At 66.1% G+C, this 22,906-nt stretch carries 22 protein-coding genes; 9 read left to right on the top strand and 13 right to left on the bottom strand.

Features of this window, described 5'->3' with window-relative positions; translation table 11 throughout:
- Positions 1-4: 4 nt before the first annotated feature.
- From LXE91_RS01350 to LXE91_RS01370, 5 genes are all read right to left on the bottom strand, one after another.
- Complete coding sequence (locus LXE91_RS01350) at positions 5-955, bottom strand: branched-chain amino acid ABC transporter permease (RefSeq protein WP_006488946.1); 951 nt, start codon at positions 953-955, stop codon at positions 5-7.
- A 211-nt stretch (positions 956-1,166) separates the two neighbouring features.
- A complete protein-coding gene (locus LXE91_RS01355) occupies positions 1,167-1,841 on the bottom strand; it encodes an amino acid-binding protein (protein ID WP_039368166.1) in 675 nt (224 codons plus the stop codon).
- Positions 1,842-2,110: 269 nt separating this feature from the next.
- Positions 2,111-3,091, bottom strand: coding sequence for a 4-hydroxy-3-methylbut-2-enyl diphosphate reductase (ispH, locus tag LXE91_RS01360; protein ID WP_034178810.1), 981 nt, complete (start codon positions 3,089-3,091; stop codon positions 2,111-2,113).
- A gap of 2 nt (positions 3,092-3,093) precedes the next feature.
- The gene (locus LXE91_RS01365) at positions 3,094-3,549 is read right to left on the bottom strand and encodes an FKBP-type peptidyl-prolyl cis-trans isomerase (protein ID WP_027786673.1); all 456 of its coding nucleotides are present in this window, start codon (positions 3,547-3,549) and stop codon (positions 3,094-3,096) included.
- Between the two features lie 11 nt (positions 3,550-3,560).
- Positions 3,561-3,686 (bottom strand): hypothetical protein, encoded by a 126-nt coding sequence (locus LXE91_RS01370; RefSeq protein ID WP_256093565.1) that lies wholly within the window; start codon positions 3,684-3,686, stop codon positions 3,561-3,563.
- Between LXE91_RS01370 and radC the strand changes: the two genes are divergently transcribed.
- From radC to nadB, 4 genes are all read left to right on the top strand, one after another.
- A complete protein-coding gene (gene radC, locus LXE91_RS01375) occupies positions 3,685-4,458 on the top strand; it encodes a RadC family protein (RefSeq protein ID WP_039368174.1) in 774 nt (257 codons plus the stop codon). The genes LXE91_RS01370 and radC overlap by 2 nt on opposite strands.
- 237 nt (positions 4,459-4,695) lie before the next feature.
- Entirely contained in the window at positions 4,696-4,929 is a 234-nt protein-coding gene (rpmB, locus tag LXE91_RS01380) for a 50S ribosomal protein L28 (RefSeq protein ID WP_004186391.1), read from the top strand.
- A gap of 17 nt (positions 4,930-4,946) precedes the next feature.
- On the top strand, positions 4,947-5,114 hold the full coding sequence (gene rpmG, locus LXE91_RS01385) for a 50S ribosomal protein L33 (RefSeq protein WP_006478046.1): 168 nt from the start codon (positions 4,947-4,949) through the stop codon (positions 5,112-5,114).
- A 160-nt stretch (positions 5,115-5,274) separates the two neighbouring features.
- Positions 5,275-6,861: an L-aspartate oxidase gene (nadB, locus tag LXE91_RS01390; RefSeq protein WP_039368177.1), complete on the top strand. Its 1,587-nt coding sequence runs from the start codon at positions 5,275-5,277 to the stop codon at positions 6,859-6,861.
- A 90-nt stretch (positions 6,862-6,951) separates the two neighbouring features.
- Here the strand turns inward: nadB and nadC are convergent, their stop codons facing one another.
- The 6 genes from nadC to purN form a co-directional block, all read right to left on the bottom strand.
- Complete coding sequence (nadC, locus tag LXE91_RS01395; RefSeq protein ID WP_223274381.1) at positions 6,952-7,917, bottom strand: carboxylating nicotinate-nucleotide diphosphorylase; 966 nt, start codon at positions 7,915-7,917, stop codon at positions 6,952-6,954.
- On the bottom strand, positions 7,917-9,053 hold the full coding sequence (nadA, locus tag LXE91_RS01400; protein ID WP_039368445.1) for a quinolinate synthase NadA: 1,137 nt from the start codon (positions 9,051-9,053) through the stop codon (positions 7,917-7,919). The genes nadC and nadA overlap by 1 nt, the downstream gene beginning before the upstream one ends.
- Positions 9,054-9,405: 352 nt before the next feature.
- Positions 9,406-10,599 carry a DesA family fatty acid desaturase gene (locus tag LXE91_RS01405; RefSeq protein ID WP_039368179.1) on the bottom strand — a complete coding sequence of 398 codons (1,194 nt, stop codon included), beginning with the start codon at positions 10,597-10,599 and terminating at the stop codon, positions 9,406-9,408.
- A gap of 226 nt (positions 10,600-10,825) precedes the next feature.
- A complete protein-coding gene (locus tag LXE91_RS01410; protein WP_039368180.1) occupies positions 10,826-12,208 on the bottom strand; it encodes a mechanosensitive ion channel family protein in 1,383 nt (460 codons plus the stop codon).
- Positions 12,209-12,226: 18 nt separating this feature from the next.
- The gene (locus LXE91_RS01415; RefSeq protein ID WP_039368181.1) at positions 12,227-13,492 is read right to left on the bottom strand and encodes an RsmB/NOP family class I SAM-dependent RNA methyltransferase; all 1,266 of its coding nucleotides are present in this window, start codon (positions 13,490-13,492) and stop codon (positions 12,227-12,229) included.
- Positions 13,489-14,151, bottom strand: a complete 663-nt coding sequence (gene purN, locus LXE91_RS01420; protein WP_039368183.1) for a phosphoribosylglycinamide formyltransferase — start codon at positions 14,149-14,151, stop codon at positions 13,489-13,491. Before purN ends, LXE91_RS01415 begins: the two co-directional genes overlap by 4 nt.
- 122 nt (positions 14,152-14,273) lie before the next feature.
- Here purN and LXE91_RS01425 point away from each other — a divergent pair, with 122 nt between their 5' ends.
- The 5 genes from LXE91_RS01425 (at position 14,274) to dut (ending at position 20,492) form a co-directional block, all read left to right on the top strand.
- Positions 14,274-15,266 carry a bifunctional riboflavin kinase/FAD synthetase gene (locus tag LXE91_RS01425; protein ID WP_039368185.1) on the top strand — a complete coding sequence of 331 codons (993 nt, stop codon included), beginning with the start codon at positions 14,274-14,276 and terminating at the stop codon, positions 15,264-15,266.
- 104 nt (positions 15,267-15,370) lie between these two features.
- Entirely contained in the window at positions 15,371-18,208 is a 2,838-nt protein-coding gene (gene ileS / locus LXE91_RS01430; RefSeq protein WP_039368187.1) for an isoleucine--tRNA ligase, read from the top strand.
- A 2-nt stretch (positions 18,209-18,210) separates the two neighbouring features.
- Positions 18,211-18,711, top strand: a complete 501-nt coding sequence (lspA, locus tag LXE91_RS01435; protein WP_039368190.1) for a signal peptidase II — start codon at positions 18,211-18,213, stop codon at positions 18,709-18,711.
- 67 nt (positions 18,712-18,778) lie between these two features.
- Entirely contained in the window at positions 18,779-19,990 is a 1,212-nt protein-coding gene (gene coaBC, locus LXE91_RS01440) for a bifunctional phosphopantothenoylcysteine decarboxylase/phosphopantothenate--cysteine ligase CoaBC (protein WP_039368192.1), read from the top strand.
- 55 nt (positions 19,991-20,045) lie between these two features.
- Entirely contained in the window at positions 20,046-20,492 is a 447-nt protein-coding gene (gene dut / locus LXE91_RS01445; RefSeq protein ID WP_021160741.1) for a dUTP diphosphatase, read from the top strand.
- 52 nt (positions 20,493-20,544) lie between these two features.
- Here the strand turns inward: dut and LXE91_RS01450 are convergent, their stop codons facing one another.
- Together LXE91_RS01450 and LXE91_RS01455 are read right to left on the bottom strand one after the other, a co-directional pair.
- Positions 20,545-21,315, bottom strand: a complete 771-nt coding sequence (locus tag LXE91_RS01450) for a COG4705 family protein (protein ID WP_039368195.1) — start codon at positions 21,313-21,315, stop codon at positions 20,545-20,547.
- Positions 21,316-21,446: 131 nt separating this feature from the next.
- Positions 21,447-22,826 (bottom strand): amino acid permease, encoded by a 1,380-nt coding sequence (locus LXE91_RS01455; protein WP_039368448.1) that lies wholly within the window; start codon positions 22,824-22,826, stop codon positions 21,447-21,449.
- Between the last annotated feature and the right edge of the window lie 80 nt (positions 22,827-22,906).

The raw sequence follows: 22,906 nt of genomic DNA on the forward strand, positions 1-22,906 counted from the left end.
TCCGTTACGCGCGATCCGCGACACGTTCGCCCAGCAGGCCGGACGGACGGAACACCAGCACGATGATCAGCACGATGAAGGCGAACACGTCCTGGTAGTTACTGCCGAATACGCCGCCCGTGAGGTTGCCGATATAGCCGGCCCCGAGCTGCTCGATCAGGCCGAGCAGCACGCCGCCGACCATCGCACCGCCGAGGTTGCCGATCCCGCCCAGCACCGCGGCCGTGAATGCCTTCATGCCGGGGATGAAGCCCATGTAGAAGTGCACGTTGCCGTATTCGGAGGCGATCATCACGCCGGCCAGCGCGGCGAGCGCGGAGCCGATCATGAACGTCGCGGAGATCACGAAGTTCGGGTTCACGCCCATCAGGCTCGCGGTATTCGGGCTTTCGGCGATCGCGCGCATCGCGCGGCCGAGCTTGGTCTTGTGCACGAGCAGCAGCAGGCCGCCCATCACGATGAACGCCACAGCGATGATCACGATTTCAGTCACCGAGATCACGGCGCCGGGCGTCGTGTCCGTCGCCTTGATCACGTTGATCGGATCGGTCGGCAGCAATTGCGGGAACGGCAGCGGGTTGCGCGACCAGATGATCATCGCGGCGGTCTGCAGCAGGATCGACACGCCGATCGCGGTGATCAGCGGGGCGAGGCGCGGTGCGCGACGCAGCGGCCGGTAGGCGACCCGTTCGATCGTGAAGCCGACGAATGCACAGACGACTGCGGCGATACCCAGGCCGATCGTCAGCGTCGCGACGTTGCCGAGTCCGGGGAAATGGTTCTGCAGCACGGTGATGGCCGACAGGGCGACCATCGCGCCGATCATCAGCACGTCGCCATGCGCGAAGTTGATGATGCCGAGAATGCCGTACACCATCGTATAGCCCAACGCGATGATGGCGTAGACACTGCCGAGCACCAGCCCGTTGAGAACCTGCTGGACGAAAATATCCATTTAAAGCTCCTTGGCCCGTGCTGCCGGAGGACGTTGCGCCCCGCGGGTAAGCGAGGAATCGCGCCTTCTCGGCGACACTGCGGGTACTAGTCGATACCGGTAAGGGTGGATCGTCCCGGCGCGCGCCGCCCGGCCTGTACGGCCGGACCTGCCGCCGGAGCGGATACAAAAACGGCACCGCACTGTTCCGGTGCCGTCATGAGTCCCGTCGCTAAATCGTCACGACATCGAGGACGGTGTTCGTGGCCTCCTTGAAGTCGTAGGGCAGCATGCCGAGACGGCCATCGTCCGGTTGCCCGGCATCCGTGCCTTTTCCTGTCCGGTGCGAGGCAAGCCCCGCACCCGGGCAGATCGGATTCCGTGCCGCGCCGCCCCGCAAGGCACCGCGAACGCCGCGCCCGACATTCGTCAGGACTGCGTCGGAATCCATCGTACGAACCAGACCGCGCGCCGCGACATCATTGCTCGCGGCAACGCGCTGTTTCGTCGAATCGAAATGAGAGGGGACCGGCGACATCGGCACGCTGCCCGCACCGCCGGGCGCCTTGGCCGGCCTGCGTCGATCGGCGCGCACGGTCGCTGTCACGCCACGACCGGCGGCCTGCTGTGCTGCAACCTGCGTGCCCGCAGCCTGGCCGTTCGCCAGGCCCAACGCGTTGATTTCCTCGATCGCCAAACGTGCCCCGTTTCCCTTGTCCTTGCCCAATTGCGCGGTGCGGCACGCGAACGGTGCCACACGACCGGTTCCGGCGACGCGCACGCCGCTGGCCGGCGGTGCCGCAAACGCCGCAGCCTCCCCCGCCTCGTCGTCGCTCTTTTTGCTGCAGCCGGCAAGCATTGCAACCGGTGCGGCGACGGACATGGCGTAAGCCGACTTCACATGCATTGAGTGGTCTCCCGCGCCTTGCCAAAATCCGATTTCAAAGCCATTCAGGCCTGAAAACGGGCGCATTGTAACTCCATTTATAGGACGCCAATAATCCTGATTCGATGGGGTTTTCCTGCATTGCAACCAATTTTGAGAGACGCTTGGAAGCGCGTAGAGCAACCTGGTTGCACCATTCATCCGAATAATGGTTGCGATTGCGATTTCGACAAGCAAAAAAAAGCGCGCCGTCAGGCGCGCTTCGGTGTTCCGCGGGTGCGATGCGGCAATCAGGCGGCGGGCGGCAGGTTCAACCCGCGCGGCAGCGGAAACGACACGTTTTCCTCGATGCCGTCGAGCGCGCGCACATTGCGCACACCGAGTTCGCGCAGCCGCGCGATCACGGCCTGGGCGAGCACTTCGGGGGCCGACGCGCCGGCCGTCACGCCGATGCGACGCTTGCCTGCGACCCATGCCGGATCGATCTGGTCGGGCGCATCGACCATGTACGCGTCCACGCCGCGCTTCTCGGCCACTTCACGCAGGCGGCTCGAATTCGAGCTGTTCGGGCTGCCGACGACGATCACGACATCGCACTGCGGCGCCATGAACTTCACGGCGTCCTGGCGGTTCTGCGTCGCGTAGCAGATGTCCTGCTTCTTCGGCTCGCGGATCTTCGGATACTTGGCCTTCAACGCGGCGATGATCTCGGCTGCGTCGTCGACGGACAGCGTCGTCTGCGTGACGAGCGCGATGCGTTCGGGATCGGCGAGCTCGAGCTTCTGCACGTCCTCGACGCTCTCGACGAGATGCATGCCGCGCTCGACCTGCCCCATCGTGCCTTCGACTTCCGGATGGCCCTTGTGCCCGATCATGACGATGTCGACGCCGTCCTGGCGCATCTTCGCCACTTCGACGTGCACCTTCGTGACGAGCGGGCAGGTTGCGTCGTAAATACGCAACCCGCGCACGTCGGCCTCGTCGCGCACGGCCTTCGACACGCCGTGCGCGCTGAAGATCACGGTATTGCCGGCCGGCACTTCCTCGAGCTCCTCGACGAAGATCGCGCCTTTCTTCTTCAGATCCTCGACCACGTACTTGTTGTGGACGATCTCGTGACGGACGTAGATCGGCGCACCGTGCATCGCGATGGCGCGCTCGACGATCTCGATCGCGCGATCGACGCCCGCGCAGAAACCGCGCGGCTGGGCCAGCAGGATTTCGGCATCGGCGGCGACGGTCTGCCCGGACAGCGTATCGGTGGTGCTCATGATTACAGGATTCCGATGATTTTCACTTCGAACGTGAGCGCTTGGCCCGCGAGCGGATGATTGAAGTCGAACAGTGCCGAGGTTTCGCTGACTTCCTTCAGCACCCCCGCGTACCGGCCGCCGTCCGGCGCGTTGAACTCGATCAGTTCGCCCGGCGTGAAATCGTCGCCGACCATCCCGTTCTCGCGCAGCGTCGACAGCGTCACGCGCTGGAGCATGTCGGGATTGCGGGGACCGAACCCCTGTTCGGGGGTTAGCTGAAAAGTCGAATGGTCGCCGACCCTGAGGCCGATCAGAATCTGTTCCAGCGACGGCGCCAGTTGCCCCGCGCCGAGCAGCAGCGTGGCCGGCTTGTCGGTGAAGGTGTTGACGATATCGGCGCCGTCGGCGAGTGCCAGCCGGTAATGCAATGTGACGTGGGAACCGGGCTTCACTTCGGATAGATCGATGAGGCTCATGAATTACTCGTTCAGTCGGCGCCCGATACGGCCGAAAGGCCCGGCGCAAAACCAATATTGTAAGTCACCTGAGCGCGCAAGGCTGAAAGTGCGACGACGTCGCGCACACTGCCCGCCGCCAATGGAGTTTCAAGCATGCTGTCACCCTGCCCAGCCTTGCCGCCCGTCGAATGCCGCGACAGCACCGATCTGCCGGCCGATCCGCCCGGCCGCGTCATCCCGATCCACCGGCGCAAGCGCCGCCTGCGCGGCTGGCGGCCCGAGCGGCCGCGCGAGCGGTTGCTGGAGCGCGGGCCGGCGGCGCTCACCGACGACGAACTGGTCGCCCTGCTGCTCGGCACGGGCAAGCCCGGGCACGATGTATTCACCACCGCCCGCGCACTGGTCAAGCAGTTCAAGTCGCTGCACGGGCTGCTCGAGGCGACCACCGGCGATTTCGAGGCGCACCCCGGCATCGGCCCCGCGCGCTCCGCGCGGCTGGTTGCCGTCATCGAGATCGCGCGTCGCATGCTGAAGGAGAAAGCGCACGAGAAGAAGCCGATCGATTCACCAGGCGCGGTCGAGGACTATCTGCGGCTGAAGATCGGCGGGCGTCCGTACGAAGTGTTCGCCGCGGTCTACCTCGACGCACGCCACTGCCTGATCGACATGGAGGAAATCACGCGCGGCTCGCTGACGCGCATGGCCGTCTACCCGCGCGAGATCGTGCGCCGCGCGATGGCATACAACGCTGCGGCGCTGATCGTTGCCCACAACCATCCGTCGGGTGCGGTGCAGCCGAGCGCGGAAGATCGCCGCCTGACCCGCGTGCTGCACGATGCGCTCGCGCTCGTCGATGTCAGGCTGCTCGATCACGTCGTGATCGGCACCAGTGATACTTTTTCGTTCGCACGGGCCGGTTGGATGTAGACTGTGCGGTTGCGGCCCGCCCAAGGGCGCCGCAACGGTGATGCGAAATTAGGTTTGATTTTTCTGAACTTTTTCTGCTAGAATCGCCGTCTGTCTTTTTTCCAACCAGTTCTAGCCATCGAAGGGCCTTGTCTGTAAGGGCTTCGGCGTTCTGAGTGCAGCCATGGATCACGTGGCGGTACGATGGAACCTTCATCGGCGATCGAACCCCGAATTTAGCGTATTAGGAGTGCTCTCATGGCACGCGTATGCCAAGTAACTGGGAAAGCGCCGATGAGCGGCAACAACGTTTCCCACGCCAACAACAAGACGAAGCGCCGCTTCCTGCCGAACCTGCAAAACCGCCGGTTCTGGGTAGAGAGCGAAAACCGCTGGGTGCGCCTGCGCGTCTCGAACGCCGGCCTGCGCCTGATCGACAAGAACGGCATCGATTCCGTGCTCGCTGACCTGCGCGCACGCGGCGAAGCCTAAGCCCAAGGAGCACAATCATGGCAAAAGGCGCACGCGACAAGATCAAGCTCGAGTCGACCGCTGGTACGGGTCACTTCTACACGACCACGAAGAACAAGCGCAACATGCCGGAAAAGATGGCGATCAAGAAGTTCGATCCCGTCGTCCGCAAGCATGTTGAATACAAAGAAACCAAGATCAAGTAATCTCCGGTTTCTGCTAGCCTGACGGCGACCGAAAAGCCCCGCACATGCGGGGCTTTTTGTTTTGCGCGCACGCTCCGGCCCGACGCGGTATGCTCTCCCCTTTCCGCGGCCACGGCCGCCGGAACGCACAAGATCAAAAGCGTAACGATGGAGATGCAGCATGAAATTCGACGTGGCGATCGTCGGCAGCGGCCTGGCAGGGCTGTCGGTCGCACTCAACCTGGCCAGCACGCGACGAGTCGCGCTGATCGCGAAACGGTCGATGATGGAGGGCGCGAGCGATAACGCGCAAGGTGGCATCGCGGCTGTCCTCGATTCGGCGGACAGCATCGAGAACCACGTCGACGACACGCTGGTCGCCGGTGGCGGCTTGTGCGACGAAGGCGCGACGCGCTATATCGTCGAGCACGGCCGCGAAGCGATCGAATGGCTGATCTCGCAGGGCGTGCCGTTCACGAAGGACGACGCGGCCGAGCTCGGCTTCCACCTCACGCGCGAAGGCGGCCACAGCCATCGCCGGATCATCCACGCGGCCGACGCGACCGGCCATGCGGTGCTCGCCACGCTGTCGGCGCGTGTGCGCCAGCATCCGAACATCACGTTCTTCGAAAACCACCACGCGATCGACCTGATCACGTCGGACCGGCTCGGCCTGCCCGGCCGCCGCTGTCACGGCCTGTACGCGCTCGACGTCGACAACGACCGCACGATCACGATCGAGGCGCCGCATACGGTGCTCGCAACGGGCGGCGCCGGCAAGGTCTACCTGTACACGACGAACCCCGACACCGCGACCGGCGACGGCATCGCGATGGCGTGGCGCGCAGGTTGCCGCGTGTCGAACATGGAATTCATCCAGTTCCACCCGACCTGCCTGTTCCATCCGTACGCGAAGTCGTTCCTGATTTCCGAAGCCGTGCGCGGCGAAGGCGGCCTGTTGAAGCTGCCCGACGGCACGCGCTTCATGCCCGCGCACGATCCGCGCGCCGAACTCGCGCCGCGCGACATCGTCGCGCGCGCGATCGACTTCGAGATCAAGAAGCGCGGGATCGACTGCGTGTATCTCGACATCAGCCACCAGCCGGAAGCGTTCCTGCGCGAACACTTCCCGACGATCCACGCGCGCTGCCTCGAATTCGGCATCGACATCGCGAAAGAGCCGATCCCCGTCGTGCCGGCCGCGCACTACACGTGCGGCGGCGTCGTCACCGACCTCGCCGGGCGCACCGATCTCGCGGGCCTGTATGCAGTTGGCGAAACGTCGTACACGGGGCTCCACGGCGCGAACCGGCTCGCGAGCAACTCGCTGCTCGAATGTCTCGTGATTGGCCGTGCCGCGGCCGAAGCGATCGAGGCGGCCGGCTTCGATGCCGAAACGCCGGCCACGCTGCCCGCGTGGGACGAAAGCCGCGTGTCGGATGCGGACGAGGAAGTCGTCGTTGCGCACAACTGGGACGAGCTGCGCCGCCTGATGTGGAACTACGTCGGCATCGTGCGCACCGACAAGCGCCTCGAGCGCGCGAAGCACCGGCTGTCGCTGCTGCGCGACGAGATCCAGGAGTACTACGCGAACTTCCGCGTGACGCGCGACCTGCTCGAACTGCGCAACCTCGTCGACGTGGCGACCCTGATCGTGAAGAGCGCACACTCGCGCCGCGAAAGCCGCGGGCTGCACTACAGCCGCGACTGGCCGAGCTCGCTGCCGAAGGCGCTGCCGAGCGTGCTCACGCCGCGCGCGCGTCGCTGAGCGGCACACCCTTCCCGGCTGCGGCCGCACAGGAAAAAAGCCGTTGGCGTTTGCGCGCCAACGGCTTTTTTTGTGATCAACGGCACTCGGTCAGTCGACGATCCGCATCGAATAATCCGTCGCGCGCACGTCCTTTGTCAGCGCGCCGATCGAGATACGGTCGACCCCCGTTTCCGCGAATGCCCGCACCGTATCGAGATTGACGCCGCCCGACACTTCGAGCACGGCCTTGCCGTTCGCCACGCGCACCGCTTCACGCATCATGTCGAGCGTGAAGTTGTCGAGCAACACCGACTGCGCGCGGTGTGCGAGCGCCGTATCGAGTTGCGCAAGCGTTTCGACTTCGATCTGCACGGGCACGCCCGACTTCAGCGCGAACGCCGCGTCGAGCGCCTCGCCGACACCGCCTGCCGCCGCGATGTGGTTTTCCTTGATCAGGATGCCGTCGTACAGCGCGAGACGCTGGTTCTCACCGCCGCCGACGCGCACCGCGTACTTCTGCGCGAGCCGCAGGCCCGGCAGCGTCTTGCGCGTATCGAGGATCTTCGCGCGCGTGCCTTCGACGCGATCGACGTAACGACGCGTCGCGGTCGCGACGCCCGACAGCAGTTGCAGGAAGTTCAATCCGTTGCGCTCGGCCGTCAGCAGCGCGCGCGCCGGCCCTTCGAGTTCGCAGACGGTCGAATCGGGCGACATACGATCGCCTTCGCGATAACGCCACTGCACGACGATCGCCGGATCGATCCGGGCAATCACGGCCTCGAACCACGGCACGCCGCACAGCACGGCTTCCTCGCGCACGATGATGCGAGCACGGCGACGCCCGCCGGCCGGTACGAGCCGCCCGGTCTGGTCGCCGGTGCCGACGTCTTCCGCGATCGCATCGACCACATTGCGCGCGATCGCGTCGTCGAATGCCGCGCCGTACTGCTCGCGGACGACGTCGAACAGCGGGGATACTGCGGAGTTCGCGCCGCCTTCCGCCGGGCCGCCCCCAAGGAAGGTGGCCGCCCCCTCGGGGGGCAGGGAACGAATGTGAGCGTGGGGGCTATTCATTACGCAGCCCCCACGTTCGCAAACAATTGCTGATCGCGCTGCAGATCGCCGCTCGCCTGCACGCGCTTCTTGTGCGCGGATGCGAAATCGAGCATCCGGTCGATCGGCAGGCGTGCGCGCTCGCCGATCGCGGGATCGACGAAGATCTCGTTGTGACCGCGCTCGAGCACGTCGGCAAGGTTCGCGAGGCCGTTCATCGCCATCCACGGGCAGTGCGCGCAGCTCTTGCAGGTGGCGCTGTTGCCGGCCGTCGGCGCGGCAATGAAGGTCTTGCCGGGCGCCGCAAGCTGCATCTTGTGCAGGATGCCGAGATCGGTCGCGACGATGAAGTGCGTCGCGTCGAGCTTGACCGCTGCGTCGATCAGCTGCGTGGTCGAGCCGACCACATCGGCCTGCGCGACGACGTTTTCCGGCGATTCGGGGTGGACGAGCACCTTCGCGTCCGGATACTCGGCGCGCAGCAGGTCGAGCTCGATGCCCTTGAATTCGTCATGAACGAGGCACGAGCCTTGCCACAGCAGCATGTCCGCGCCGGTTTTCTTCTGGATGTAGCTGCCGAGATGGCGATCCGGCGCCCAGATGATCTTCTCGCCGCGTGCATGCAGGTCGGCCACGATCTCGAGGCCGATCGACGACGTGACCATCCAGTCCGCGCGCGCCTTCACGGCGGCGCTGGTATTCGCGTAGACGACGACGGTACGGTCGGGATGCGCATCGCAGAACGCCGAGAATTCGTCGACGGGGCAGCCGAGGTCGAGCGAGCAGGTCGCGTCGAGATCGGGCATCAGGATGCGTTTGTTCGGGCTCAGGATCTTCGCGGTTTCGCCCATGAAGCGCACGCCGGCAACGACGAGCGTCTGCGCGTCGTGGTCGCGGCCGAAGCGGGCCATTTCGAGCGAATCGGCGACACAGCCGCCGGTTTCGTCGGCGAGCTCCTGCAACTCGGCGTCGACATAGTAGTGCGCGACCAGCACGGCCTTTTCACGCACGAGCAATGCCTTGATGCGCGCCTTCAGCGCGGCGCGCTCTTCGGCGGACGGCGCATCGGGCACCTTGGCCCATGCCTGCCCCACACCGCACACGGTCCCTGCTGCAACGGGCCGGTCGTACTCGACGGGTTTGATCGTCGATTGCATCTCCATATCTCCTGTCGACCAGCGTTAGCGCTTTAGCGCTTACGCTGGTCCCATGCTTCGCGGTCGACCAGCGTTAGCGCTTTAGCGCTTATGCTGGTCCCATGCTTCGCGGTCGACCCACGTTCGCGCTGCAGCGCTTACGCGGGTCCCATCCTTCGCGGTCGATCAGCGTTGGCGCGTTAGCGCCCACTCCGATCCCATCCCCTGCATTCGCCCCGGGACAACACTTCCACGCTGCCCCAAGCCTCATACGAATCCAGCCCTGCCGATCACGTTCAAAAACCGGCGGACCAAATAAAAAACCCCGCCAACGCGGGGTTTTTGACGTCCTTAGATTCTAATCGATTTCGAATCAGGCGTAGCGGCGCAGGCGCGTCGCGAATTCCTGCAGCGCCTTGATGCCGCTTTGTTCTGCGCGATGGCACCAATCCTGCAATTGCGCGAGAAGCTGTTCGCGCGATGCGGTCGAACGATCCCAGATCGCAGCGAGATCCTGGCGCAGCTGGAAGTAGGTTTGCAGCTTCTGGCTGTTCGCGAAGATTTCCGGCAGCAGCTTCTTCTGCGGCTCGTCGAGGCCGTCGGCGTCCTTGTGGAACCACTTGCGTGCGCCGCGCATCATCTGGTACTTCTCGCCGCCGATTTCCTTCAGGTGCGCGAGCTCCTGGCGGTACGCACGCTTCACGGCCTTGCCGTAGCGCGCCATCACTTCGTAGCGGTTCGACAGCACGGCCTGCAGCGTTTCCTGGTCGAGCACCGTCTTCGGCTTGTTCAGGCGCGGCGTCGGCGCGACCTTCTTCACCTTCGCGAGACCGAACGCCGACATGATGCGGATGTACATCCAGCCGATGTCGAACTCGTACCACTTGTTCGACAGCTTCGCCGACGTCGCGAACGTGTGGTGGTTGTTGTGCAGCTCTTCGCCGCCGATCACGATGCCCCACGGGAACAGGTTCGTGCTCGCGTCGGCCGAGTTAAAGTTGCGATAGCCCCAGAAGTGGCCGAAGCCGTTGACGACGCCAGCCGCCCAGAACGGAATCCAGACCATCTGCACGGCCCACACGGTGAGGCCGATCACGCCGAACAGCGCGACGTCGATCACCATCATCAGGCTGATGCCGAGAATCGGGTACTTCGAATAGACGTTGCGCTCCACCCAGTCGTTCGGCGTGCCGTGGCCGAACTTGCGCATCGTCTCTTCGTTCTTCGCTTCCGCGCGATACAGCTCGGCGCCCTCGAGGAACACCTTCCAGATGCCGCGCGTCTGCGGGCTGTGCGGATCTTCCTCGGTCTCGCACTTCGCGTGGTGCTTGCGGTGAATTGCGGCCCACTGGCCGGTCAGCATGCCGGTGGTCATCCACAGCCAGAGGCGGAAGAAGTGGCTCGCGATCGGATGCAGCTCAAGCGCGCGATGCGCCTGGCAACGGTGCAGGTAGACCGTCACGCCGATGATCGTGACGTGCGTGACGGCGAGCGCGAACAGCGCGACCTGCCACCACGAAAAATGCAGGAGCCCGTGGGAAAGAAAATCGAGCAGGGAATTCAACAAGGCAGTTACCTGTGATGAGAGCGACGCCGGCCCGCGCCAAGCGTCAGAAAAATGAAAGCATACCGCGTGTAGACCAGAATTTTACTTCAACCGTTCCAAGTCTTTGTAAAAAATGAACATTTTCTTGCCCTGACGCAACCGGTGCAGTCCACGCGCGGACTTGAAAAGGCCCGCGATCCGGTTCCGACCGCGGGGTCGATACGACTGGATTGGCGGCCGGCGCGCGCTATGCAGCCGGCGCGCGCCCGTCCGACGCGCCGTTGGCGGCGGCCGGATCGAGCCCGGCAGCCGCGCCCGCAGCGGAAAAACCGTCTGGCAACCCGACGACGCGCACTTCTCGCTGCGGGAACGGAATCGAAATCCCGTGCTCGTTGAACAGGCGCCAGATGTTGCGGTTCACGCTCGAACGCACGCCGGACGTGCCCTTCGCCGAATCCTCGATCCAGAACCCGAGCTCCAGGTCGATCCCGTCCGCCCCGAAACTCACCAGATACGGGGTCGGAGCCGGTTCGGCCAGCACACGCGGCACACCTTTGGCTGCCTCGGCGAGCAGCGTGAGCGCGTGCTCGACATCGCTCGAGTACGCGACCTGCACGGCGACCTTCGCGTAGCCGCGCGTCAGGTACGACGACTGGTTCTGCACGACGTCGGTGATCAGCTTTTCGTTCGGGATCAGCGTCTCGTTGCCGTCGAGGCCGCGCACGACCGTATAGCGCGTGCGGATCTGCGTGACGACGCCCTGCAGACCGCCGACGCTGATTGCGTCGCCGAGCCGCAGCGAGCGGTCGAGCAGGATGATGAAGCCCGACACGTAGTTGCTGGCGATCTTCTGCAGCCCGAAACCGAGGCCGACACCGACCGCACCGCCGAACACGCCGAGCACCGTCACGTCGATGCCGACCAGCGACAGCCCGATCAGGATCGCCGCGAACACGAGCAGCGCGCGGCCGACCCGCGACAGCACGACCTTCAGGTTCGCGTCGAGCGTGCTCGCGCGCGTGAGGCGATCCTCGAGCACCGAGCCGAGCCACATCGCGACCATCAGCGTCACGCACACCCACAGCGCGCCGGAGATCACCGACAGCAGCGTGAGATGCGCATTGGCGACACGGAACTGCACGCTGTCGAGCCAGCCGAGCACGTCGCGCTGGATGCCGAGCACCGTCAGCACCATCGCGGCCCACACGACGGTCGACACGATCTTCTCGACGATCGACAGCCATGCATGCGTGTGGCCGTCGCGCGCAAATACGCGCCGGGCAAAGAAGAACAGCACGTAGATCAGCCCGATGCCGAACAGCGGCACGAGCGCGAGCGACAGCAGCGACGTCGACATGAACGGGTCGAACGCGAGCTGCGCGCCGCCCACGAACACGCTGCCGAACAACGGGAACAACGCGCGCTTCAGGCTTTGCGCGCCCGCGCCGGGCGCGCGTCCGGCCGCCCGGCGGCGCGCGTCGATCCGGCCGTGCACGAAGCGCGCGGCCACCCATGCGAAGCACAGCGCGCCGATGAGTATCGCCGCCTGCCAGATCATCACCGGCTGGTGGAAGTCGCGAATGACCGATGCCAGCCGGTGCGACAGCAGGCGGCTCTGCAGATTCTCCATCGTCCGTCCGGCCCGCCGTTACTGCGCAGCGCGCCGTTCGAGCACCGCGGCGAAGAAGCCGTCGGTCGCGTGACGATGCGGCCACAGCGACAGGTAGTCACCCGTCTCGAGCTCGATGCGCTGGTCTTCCAGCACCTTCTGCGCCGGTACCAGCACGAAGTCGGGATGGTCGGCCAGGAACTGTTCGACGATGCGTTCGTTCTCGGCGTCGAGCACGCTGCAGGTCGCGTAGACGAGCCGGCCGCCCTTCTTCACCAGGCGCGCGGCGCTCGCGAGGATGGACGCCTGCTTCGGCGTCAGCTCGTCGATCGCCGTGCGCGTCTGGCGCCACTTCAGGTCCGGGTTGCGGCGCAACGTGCCCAGGCCGCTGCACGGCGCATCGACCAGCACGCGGTCGATCTTGCCGGCGAGCCGCTTGATCTTCGCGTCGTGTTCGCTGTCGATCAGCACGGGGTTCACGTTCGACAGCCCGCTGCGCGCAAGGCGCGGCTTCAGCTTCGCCAGGCGCTTCTCCGACACGTCGAACGCGTAGAGGCGCCCGGTCGAGCGCATCATCGCGCCCAGCGCGAGCGTCTTGCCGCCCGCACCCGCACAGAAATCGACGACCATCTCGCCGCGGCGCGGCGCGACCAGCGAGCACAGCAGTTGGCTGCCTTCGTCCTGCACCTCGATCGCGCCTTCCTCGAACAGCTTCAGGCGCGTCAGCGCCGGCTTGCCGACCACGCGCACGCCGAACGGTGCGAACGGCGTCGCGCCCGCATCGATGCCGCTCACGCGCAGCCCTTCGATCACCTGGTCGCGCGTCGCCTTCTGCGCGTTGGCGCGCAGGTCGAGCGGCGCCGGGTAGTTCAGCGCGGCGGCGAGCTGCGCGAGTTCCTCACAATCGAAACGCGCCGACAGCGCCTGGTAGATCCAGTCGGGCAGGTTCGTGCGAATGCGCACCGGCAGGCTCGCCGGATCGATCTTCGACACGTGCTCGAGCCATGCGGATTCGGTATCGGACAGGAACGGCTTCAGCGCATTGCGGCCGACCGTCTGCATCAGGCCCAGCAGCGTGAGGCGCCGCGCGGGCGTGCCCGTGCCGCTCTCGGCGAGATGCGAAAACTCCATCTTGCGGCGCAGCACCGCGAACACGGCCTCGGCGATCACGCCGCGCTCGGCATGCCCGAGCTTCGGATGCGCGCGGAAGAACCGGCTCGTCGTCGCATCGGCGGGGCCGGCGAACTTCAGCACCTCGGCCAGCAAAGTCTCGGTCTGGCCGATCAGGAATCCGTGCAGTTTCATACGCCCTCACTCGTTTCGGTATGCGGTTGATCCGCGAAAATCCAGCGCGCCTCTTCCGGCGCCACCACTGCACGGCCGTTCTCGAGGCGCAGACGCCCCTCGATGAACCAGCGCACCGCGCGCGGATACAGCACATGTTCGACCGTCAGCACACGCTGCGCGAGCGCGGCCGCGTCGTCGCCCGCGCGCACGGGCACGGCGCCCTGCGCGACGATCGCGCCGCTGTCGAGCTCGGGAATCACGAAATGCACGCTCGCGCCATGCAGCGCGACACCCGCGTCGAGCGCCTGCTGGTGCGTGTGAATGCCCTTGAAGCTCGGCAGCAGCGACGGATGGATGTTCAGCAGCCGGCCTTCGTATCGTCTGACGAATGCGGGCGTGAGAATGCGCATGAAGCCGGCGAGGACCACGAGATCGGGCGCGAATCGGTCGATCTCGGCGGCGAGCGCCGCGTCGAAGCTGTCGCGGCCGTCGAACGACCGGTGGTCGACCACCGCCGTCGCCACCCCGTGCGACGCGGCAAATGCCAGGCCGGCCGCGTCGGGCCGGTTGGCGATCACGGCCGCAACTTCGGCCGGCCAGCGTTCCTGCGCGCACGCGCGGACGATGGCCTCCATGTTGCTGCCGCGACCGGAAATCAGGATCACGAGTTTTTTCATCCGCGAATTTTACCATTCGCCCCCGCGTTTCCCCCCTTCTCGGCCGTCGGGCCGCCCGAACGTTTATAATCTTCTGCTTTGCGGCATCCCACCGCCCATTCCCCGACGCTGCATCCGCTATCGTGAAAGTCTTCCGCGGCCTGCCCAACGCCGAGAGCCGCGCGCCTTGCGCGCTGACGATCGGCAACTTCGACGGTGTCCATCGCGGCCACCAGGCCCTGCTCGCGCGCGTGCGCGCGGCAGCGGACGCGCGCGGCCTGCCCGTGTGCGTGATGACGTTCGAGCCGCACCCGCGCGAATTCTTCAACCCGGCCGGCGCACCGCCGCGCATCGCGATGCTGCGCGACAAGCTCGAGGCGCTGCGCGATCACGGCGTCGACCGTGTGGTCGTCGAGCACTTCAACCACACGTTCGCGAGCCAGTCGCCGCAGGCGTTCGTCGAACGCACGCTGGTGAACGGGCTGCACACGCGCTGGATGATGGTCGGCGACGATTTCTGCTACGGCGCGAAACGCGCGGGCACCTTCGACACGCTGCAGGCGGCCGGCGCGCAGTACGGCTTCGAGGTCGAGCAGATGGGTACGGTGGCCGGCAGCGACGGCACGCGCATCTCGAGCTCGGGCGTGCGCGCCGCGCTCGCGGCCGGCGATCTCGAAGCGGCCGCGCAGGCGCTCGGCCATGGCTATGCGATCAGCGGCCACGTCGCGCACGGGCTGAAGCTCGGCCGCGACCTCGGCTTCCCGACGCTGAACCTGCCGATCGCACACAAGCGGCCGGCGCTCGCGGGCATCTTCGTCGTGCAGGTGCACGGCCTCGGCCCCGCCCCGCTGCCGGGCGTCGCGAGCCTCGGCCTGCGCCCGACCGTCGACGATTCGGGCCGCGTGCTGCTCGAAGTGCACCTGCTCGACTGGCACGGCGATGCGTACGGCAAGCTCATCCGCGTCGAATTCCTGAAGAAGCTGCGCGACGAGGCGAAATTCGACGATCTCGAGGCGCTGTCGCGCGCGATCGCGCTGGACGTCGCGAATGCGCGTGCGTATTTCATCGAGCGCGACCGTGCGCCGGGCAGCCGCGCCACGGGCTTCGCGACGTCGGCCACCGACCGAATTAGCTGATCCGGACAGCGGCGCCCCGCGCCGCACCCTCGCGCCGCCCAGTCGCGCGCATACCCGATTCACGACGCTCGCGCGTCCCCCGAGATTTAGATAGCGATCCCATCATGAGCAACAAGAAAGCCGATTCGAAACCGCAGGCCAAGTATCCGGTCAACCTGCTCGACACGCCGTTCCCGATGCGCGGCGACCTGCCCAAGCGCGAGCCGCAGTGGGTCAAGGAATGGGAAGAGCGCGGCATCTACGAGAAGATCCGCGCGGCCAGCGCCGGCCGTCCGAAGTTCATCCTGCACGACGGCCCGCCGTATGCGAACGGCGACATCCACCTCGGCCACGCCGTCAACAAGATCCTGAAGGACATCGTCGTCAAGTCGCGCAACATGGCCGGCTTCGACGCGCCGTACGTGCCGGGCTGGGATTGCCACGGGATGCCGATCGAGATCCAGATCGAGAAGCAGTTCGGCAAGTCGCTGCCGGCGGCCGAAGTGATGAGCAAGGCGCGCACGTACGCGACCGAGCAGATCGAGAAGCAGAAGGTCGGCTTCAAGCGTCTGGGCGTGCTCGGCGACTGGGCCAACCCGTACAAGACGATGAACTTCGTCAACGAGGCGGAAGAGATCCGCGCGCTCGGCAAGATCATCGAGAAGGGCTACGTGTATCGCGGGCTGAAGCCGGTGAACTGGTGCTTCGACTGCGGCTCGGCGCTCGCCGAAGCGGAAGTCGAGTACAAGGACCGCACCGATCCGACGATCGACGTGATGTTTGCGTTCGCGGAACCGGAAAAGACCGCGCAGGCGTTCGGCCTGCCGGCGCTGCCGCGCGCCGAAGGCGGCATCGTGATCTGGACCACCACGCCGTGGACGATCCCCGCGAACCAGGCGCTGAACCTCCATCCGGAAATCGTCTACGCGCTGGTCGACACCGAGCGCGGGCTGCTGATCATCGCGGAAGAGCGCGTCGAAGCCTGCATGACCGACTTCAAGCTGACCGGCCGCGTCGTTGCGACCGCGCCGGGCGTGAAGCTCGCGGGCCTGCGCTTCCATCACCCGCTCGCGTCGGCTCACCCCGGCTACAAGCGCACCGCGCCCGTGTACCTCGGCGACTACGTGACGACCGACACCGGTACCGGCGTCGTGCACTCGTCGCCCGCGTACGGTATCGAGGACTTCTTGTCCTGCAAGGCGCACGGGATGACCGACTCCGACTTCATCAACCCGGTGATGGGCGACGGCCGCTATATCGAATCGCTGCCGCTGTTCGGCGGCCTGTCGATCTGGGACGCGAACCCGAAGATCGTCGAGGCGCTGAATGCAGCCGGCTCGCTGCTGCGCAGCGAGAAGTACACGCACAGCTACATGCACTGCTGGCGCCACAAGACGCCGATCATCTACCGCGCCACGTCGCAGTGGTTCGCCGGGATGGACGTGACGCCGCGCGACGGCGGCAAGACGCTGCGCGAAACGGCGCTCGAAGGCGTCGACGCGACCGCGTTCTACCCGTCGTGGGGCAAGCAGCGCCTGTTCAGCATGATCGCGAACCGTCCTGACTGGACGCTGTCGCGCCAGCGCCAGTGGGGCGTGCCGATGGCGTTCTTCGTGCACAAGGAAACCGGCGAGCTGCATCCGCGCACGCTCGAACTGCTCGAGGAAGTCGCGAAGCGCGTCGAGCAGTCGGGCATCGAGGCGTGGCAGACGCTCGACCCGCGCGAGCTGATCGGCGACGACGCGAACCTGTACGAGAAGAACCGCGACACGCTCGACGTGTGGTTCGATTCGGGCACGACGCACTGGCACGTGCTGCGCGGCTCGCACAAGGATCAGCTGCAGTTCCCGGCCGACCTCTACCTCGAAGGCTCGGACCAGCACCGCGGCTGGTTCCACTCGTCGCTGCTCACCGCGTCGATGATCGACGGCCGCGCACCGTACAAGGGCCTGCTCACGCACGGCTTCACGGTCGACGGCGAAGGCCGCAAGATGAGCAAGTCGCTCGGCAACGGCATCGACCCGCATGAAGTCGCGAACCGCCTCGGCGCGGAAATCATCCGCCTGTGGATCGCGTCGACCGACTATTCGGGCGAGCTCGCGATCTCCGAGGAAATCCTGAAGCGCGTGACGGAAGGCTATCGCCGCATCCGCAACACGCTGCGCTTCCTGCTCGCGAACCTGTCGGACTTCGACTTCGCGCAGCATGCGGTGCCCGTCGACGAATGGCTCGAGATCGACCGTTATGCGGTCGCGTTCTCGCAGCAACTGCAGACGGAGCTGCTCGGCCACTACGAGAAGTACGAATTCCACCCGGTCGTCGCGAAGCTGCAGACGTACTGCTCGGAAGATCTCGGCGGCTTCTACCTCGACGTGCTGAAGGACCGCCTGTACACGAGCGCGGCCGATTCGCTCGCACGCCGCTCCGCGCAGACGGCGCTGTACCACCTGACGCACGGCCTGCTGCGCGTGCTCGCACCGTTCCTGTCGTTCACGGCGGAAGAAGCGTGGAAGGTGTTCCAGCCGGCCAGCGACACGATCTTCACGGAAACCTACTACGCGTATCCGGAAGTCGCCGGCTCCGCCGCGCTGATCGAGAAGTGGGCACTGCTGCGCGATGTGCGCGGCAACGTGACGAAGGCGCTCGAGGAAGCCCGCACCGCGAACCGCATCGGTTCGTCGCTGCAGGCCGAAGTCGCCGTGCACGCGAGCGGCGCACGCTACGACGCGCTCACGAGCCTCGGCGAGGATCTCAAGTTCGTGCTGATCACGTCGGCTGCGACGGTCGTCAAGGTCGACGACGAAGCGCAGGAAAGCGTCGACGTGGCCGCGTCGAAGTACCAGAAGTGCGAGCGCTGCTGGCACTACCGTGAAGATGTCGGCGCGCATGCCGATCATCCGACGCTGTGCGGCCGCTGCTTCTCCAACCTGTTCGAAAACGGCGAAATCCGGAGCGCTGCTTAACTATGGCGAAAACCCTGTCGAAACCGGCCAGCGGCGCGCTTGCGCCCTGGCTCGGCATTTCGCTGATCGTGATCCTGTTCGACCAACTGTCGAAGATCGCGATCCTGAAGACGTTCGCGTACGGCGCGCAGCACGAGCTGACGTCGTTCTTCAATCTCGTGCTGGTGTACAACCGCGGCGCCGCGTTCGGCTTCCTGTCGACCGCGGGCGGCTGGCAGCGCTGGGCATTCACCGCGCTCGGCATCGGCGCGACGCTCGTGATCTGCTTCCTGCTGAAACGTCACGGCCAGCAGCGGTTGTTCAGCCTGTCGCTCGCGATGATCCTGGGCGGCGCGCTCGGCAACGTGATCGACCGGCTCGTCTACGGCCACGTGATCGACTTCCTCGATTTTCATCTCGGCGCCTGGCACTTCCCGGCGTTCAACCTCGCCGACTCCGCGATCACGGTCGGCGCGGTGCTGCTGATCTACGACGAACTGCGTCGCGTGCGCGGCTCACGCTAAGCGCGCATACTCGGCGTCGACGGCCGGCTTCGCGCCGGCCGTTCCGTTTGACCCTTGGAGGCCTGAGTTGGCACACGCAGAACTCGCAGGAAAACACCTCGTTCTCGGCCTGACGGGCGGGATCGCCTGCTACAAGATCGCCGAGCTCACGCGGCTGCTCGTAAAGGCCGGCGCGACCGTGCAGGTCGCGATGACCGAAGCCGCTACCCAGTTCATCACGCCCGTCACGATGCAGGCGCTGTCGGGCCGGCCCGTCTACACGAGCCAGTGGGACGCGCGCATCGACAACAACATGGCGCACATCGACCTGTCGCGCGAAGCCGATGCGATCGTGATCGCGCCCGCATCGACGGACTTCCTCGCGAAGCTCGCGCACGGATTCGCGGACGATCTGCTGTCGACGCTGTGCGTCGCGCGCGATTGCCCGCTGCTCGTCGTTCCCGCGATGAATCGCCAGATGTGGCAGAACCCGGCCACGCAACGCAACGCCGCACAACTGCGCGCGGACGGCGTGTCGGTGCTCGGCCCGGATTCGGGCGCGCAGGCATGCGGCGAAGTCGGCGACGGCCGGATGCTCGAGCCCGAGGCGATCTACGAAGCGATCGTCGCGCACTTCGCGCCGAAGGTACTCGCGCACCGGCGCGTGCTGATCACGGCCGGCCCGACGTTCGAACCGCTCGACCCGGTGCGCGGCCTCACGAACCGCTCGAGCGGCAAGATGGGCTTCGCGCTCGCGCGCGCCGCGCAGCAGGCCGGCGCCGACGTGCATCTCGTCGCGGGGCCGGTCGCGCTCGACACGCCGTGGGGCGTCTACCGCCAGGACGTGCAGACGGCGCAGCAGATGTACGACGCGGTCATGCATGCCGTCGCCGATGCCGACATCTTCATCGCGGTGGCTGCAGTCGCCGACTGGCGCGTCGCCCAGCCGGCCGAGCACAAGATGAAGAAGACGGCCGACCACAAGGTGCCCACGCTCGCGTTCGTCGAGAACCCCGACATCCTCGCGTCGGTCGCGGCGCTGCCCGCCCCGCCGTTCTGCGTCGGCTTCGCGGCCGAAAGCGGCGACCTCGACGTGCACGGCGACGAAAAGCGCAAGCGCAAGAACGTGCCGCTGCTCGTCGGCAACCTCGGCCCGCTGACGTTCGGGCGCGACGACAACGAAGTCGTGCTGTTCGAGGCCGCCGGCCTCACGCGCCTGCCGCGCGCACCGAAGGACGAACTCGCGCACACGCTCGTCGCGGAAATCGCGAAGCGCCTGCCCGACAACCGCCTGATCTGATCTCCCGCGCGGCGGCCGTCGCTGCCGCGCCCTTCCCGACCCATTCGACGACCGCATGAAACTCGACCTGAAGATTCTCGACGCGCGCATGCGCGACTACCTGCCCGCCTACGCGACCACCGGCAGCGCGGGCCTCGACCTGCGTGCGTGCCTCGATGCACCGGTCACGCTGCAGCCGGGCGAAACGACGCTCGTGCCGACCGGCCTCGCGATCCATCTCGCCGATCCCGGCTACGCGGCGCTGATCCTGCCGCGCTCCGGCCTCGGCCACAAGCACGGCATCGTGCTCGGCAACCTCGTCGGCCTGATCGATTCCGACTACCAGGGCCAACTCATGGTCTCGACGTGGAACCGCGGCCAGACCGAGTTCGTGCTCAATCCGTTCGAGCGGCTCGCCCAGCTCGTGATCGTGCCGGTCGTGCAGGCGCAGTTCAACATCGTCGACGACTTCGCCGAAAGCGATCGCGGCGAGGGCGGCTTCGGCAGCACCGGCCGTCACTGAACGACGCAACGAAAAAAGGGGCCGCGGCCCCTTTTTTTCTATTCCGTCGCCGTCATTCCTCGACGGGTTGTGCGATCCGCGCCGGCGCCAGGTCGCGCTGCCGCGCCTGAGCCGCGATCGCGTAGATCACCATCGCAACCAGCACACCGAGCAGCACGGCCGACGAGCCGATCGTGCCGAGCGCAAGGCCGCCCTTCGCAACCGGCTTCGTCAGCAGGTCGCCGACCGTCGCGCCGAACGGACGCGTGAGCACGAACGCGGCCCAGAACAGCAGCACGCCGGAGATCCGCGTGAAATAGTGCGCGAGCACGATCACCGCGAGCAGCCCGCCGATCAGCAGCGCGCCGCCGCCGAAGCCGAGCCCCGAGCTGTCCGCGAGGAAGTCGCCGAGCGCGGTGCCGAGCGTGTTCGAGAACAGGATCGCGATCCAGTACAGCAACTCGACCTTGCGCGTGCGGATCAGGTCGACCGACAGCGATTCGCCGCTGAGGCGCCACACAGCGAAGATCGCCAGCAGGATCGCGACGAGGATCGACGAGCCGGCCGCATAGCCGAGACCGAGCGTGCGGTCCATGAAGTCTGACATCGTCGTGCCGGCCGTGCTCGTCGCGACGATCACGGCCCAGTAGATCGCCGGGCGATAGCGGGTCGTCCTGAGCTGCGCGCCCAGCGTCACGAGAAAGAAGCCGAACAGCAGGATGGAGCTCACCGCGTAGCCGACGTTCAGCGTCATCGACAGCAGGTCGCCGCCGGTTTCGCCGAGCGTCGTCGCGCAGATCTTCATGATCCAGAACGCGAGCGTGATTTCAGGAAGTTTGTTCATTCGAACCCCTTTTGCAGGAAAGCGGCGGGCCGGCGCGGGCCGGCCTGCCTTGCAGACAGGATCGAATGTAGTCGCCGCGGGCTTAACGGAACCTTAGGGAATGGAGAATCGGTGCGGGCGGGCCGCGCCCGTCAACGCGCGTGCTGGTGCCGGTAATGCAGCGCGTACGCGAGCGTAAGCAGCACGACGAACACGACGCCGACCACCATCGTCATCCGGAATTCGCGCGTGAACGCGGTCGTGAACAGGATCGCTGCGACGAGGCCGGCACCGAGCAGGCTGCCGAAAGGGTGGCCCCACATCCGGAACGCGAGCGCGGGGCCGCGATAGCGCGAACGGAAGCGCAGGTGCGTGACGAAGATCATCAGCCACGTGAACAGCGCACCGAACATCGCGATCGCCATCATCACGGTGAACGCGGTGTCGGGCGCCAGCGCGACCAGCACGGCCGCGACCGCGACGCCGCTCGTCGAGATCCACAGCGCCGCGCGCGGCACGCCGTTCGTGCCGAGCCGGCCGAACACCGCCGGCGCGAGCCGCGCACGCGACAGGCTGAACATCATCCGCGTCGTCACGTAAAGCTGGCTGTTCATCGCCGACAGTGCCGCGATCAACAGCACGAAGTTGATCACGCCTGCCGCGTACGGCACATGAGTCGCGGCCATCACCTTCACGAACGGGCTTTCGTCGGTGCCGGCCTGCGTCCACGGCACGATCGCGAGCATCAGCGACAGCGTCAGCAGGTAGAACAGCACGAGCCGGAACACGGTCGAGCGGAACGCGCGCGTGACCGCGTGCTGCGGATCGCGCGCCTCGCCGGCCGCGATCGCGACGGCTTCGATGCTCATGTAGCTGAAGATCGCGACGATCACCGCGACCCAGGTGCCCCACGGCCCCTTCGGCATGAAGCCGCCGTGCGCGGTGTAGTTCGCGAAACCGATGCCCGATGCGGCCGGCGCCGACCCGACGAGATAGGCGCCGAGTACGACGAACACGACGATCGCCGCGATCTTCAGCAGCGAGAACGCGTATTCGACCGTGCCGTACAGCGTGACGCTCGCGAGGTTAACGGCGATCAGCAGCGCGGAGAATCCGATCACCCAATACCATCCGGGCACGGCCGGGAACCAGTACTTCATGAACACGGCGATCGCGCTGATCTCGGTGCCGATCGCGAACACGACCGCGAACCAGTACGCATAGCGCACCAGGAAACCCGCCAGCGGGCCGACATAGTGCTCGGCATACGCGCCGAACGACCCGGCCGTCGGATGGGCGACCGTCATTTCCGCGAGTGCGCCCATCAGCAGCAGCGCGATCAGCGCGCCGATCGCATACGAGACCAGCACGCTCGGGCCGGCGAGCCCGATCGCGAACCCGCTGCCGAGAAACAGCCCCGTGCCGATCGCGCCGCCGATCGCGATCATCGCCATCTGCCCGGACGTCAGCGCATGGCGCAAACCCTGTTCGCGCGCGACGATGTCGTCGAACGTTCGTTGTTCTTGTGTCACTGCGTTGCCACTCCCCTGCACCACCATCGCGCCGCCGGCGCCAGATAAAACGAAACGGCGCGGAAAACATCCCGCGCCGT

It is taken from the genome of Burkholderia contaminans (genome assembly GCF_029633825.1).
In the GTDB taxonomy this organism is placed as follows: domain Bacteria; phylum Pseudomonadota; class Gammaproteobacteria; order Burkholderiales; family Burkholderiaceae; genus Burkholderia; species Burkholderia contaminans.

Excerpts from the sequence above, each read along its gene's own strand:
- ispH (WP_034178810.1), bottom strand. The coding sequence starts at position 3,091 with ATGAGCACCACCGATACGCTGTCCGGGCAGACCGTCGCCGCCGATGCC.
- nadB (WP_039368177.1), top strand. The coding sequence starts at position 5,275 with ATGAAATTCGACGTGGCGATCGTCGGCAGCGGCCTGGCAGGGCTGTCG.
- ileS (WP_039368187.1), top strand. The coding sequence starts at position 15,371 with ATGAGCAACAAGAAAGCCGATTCGAAACCGCAGGCCAAGTATCCGGTC.
- dut (WP_021160741.1), top strand. The coding sequence starts at position 20,046 with ATGAAACTCGACCTGAAGATTCTCGACGCGCGCATGCGCGACTACCTG.
- rpmB (WP_004186391.1), top strand. The coding sequence starts at position 4,696 with ATGGCACGCGTATGCCAAGTAACTGGGAAAGCGCCGATGAGCGGCAAC.
- LXE91_RS01415 (WP_039368181.1), bottom strand. The coding sequence starts at position 13,492 with ATGAAACTGCACGGATTCCTGATCGGCCAGACCGAGACTTTGCTGGCC.
- LXE91_RS01350 (WP_006488946.1), bottom strand. The coding sequence starts at position 955 with ATGGATATTTTCGTCCAGCAGGTTCTCAACGGGCTGGTGCTCGGCAGT.
- LXE91_RS01365 (WP_027786673.1), bottom strand. The coding sequence starts at position 3,549 with ATGAGCCTCATCGATCTATCCGAAGTGAAGCCCGGTTCCCACGTCACA.
- nadC (WP_223274381.1), bottom strand. The coding sequence starts at position 7,917 with ATGAATAGCCCCCACGCTCACATTCGTTCCCTGCCCCCCGAGGGGGCG.
- rpmG (WP_006478046.1), top strand. The coding sequence starts at position 4,947 with ATGGCAAAAGGCGCACGCGACAAGATCAAGCTCGAGTCGACCGCTGGT.
- lspA (WP_039368190.1), top strand. The coding sequence starts at position 18,211 with ATGGCGAAAACCCTGTCGAAACCGGCCAGCGGCGCGCTTGCGCCCTGG.
- LXE91_RS01370 (WP_256093565.1), bottom strand. The coding sequence starts at position 3,686 with ATGCTTGAAACTCCATTGGCGGCGGGCAGTGTGCGCGACGTCGTCGCA.
- LXE91_RS01355 (WP_039368166.1), bottom strand. The coding sequence starts at position 1,841 with ATGCATGTGAAGTCGGCTTACGCCATGTCCGTCGCCGCACCGGTTGCA.
- LXE91_RS01410 (WP_039368180.1), bottom strand. The coding sequence starts at position 12,208 with ATGGAGAATCTGCAGAGCCGCCTGCTGTCGCACCGGCTGGCATCGGTC.
- purN (WP_039368183.1), bottom strand. The coding sequence starts at position 14,151 with ATGAAAAAACTCGTGATCCTGATTTCCGGTCGCGGCAGCAACATGGAG.
- nadA (WP_039368445.1), bottom strand. The coding sequence starts at position 9,053 with ATGCAATCGACGATCAAACCCGTCGAGTACGACCGGCCCGTTGCAGCA.
- LXE91_RS01450 (WP_039368195.1), bottom strand. The coding sequence starts at position 21,315 with ATGAACAAACTTCCTGAAATCACGCTCGCGTTCTGGATCATGAAGATC.
- radC (WP_039368174.1), top strand. The coding sequence starts at position 3,685 with ATGCTGTCACCCTGCCCAGCCTTGCCGCCCGTCGAATGCCGCGACAGC.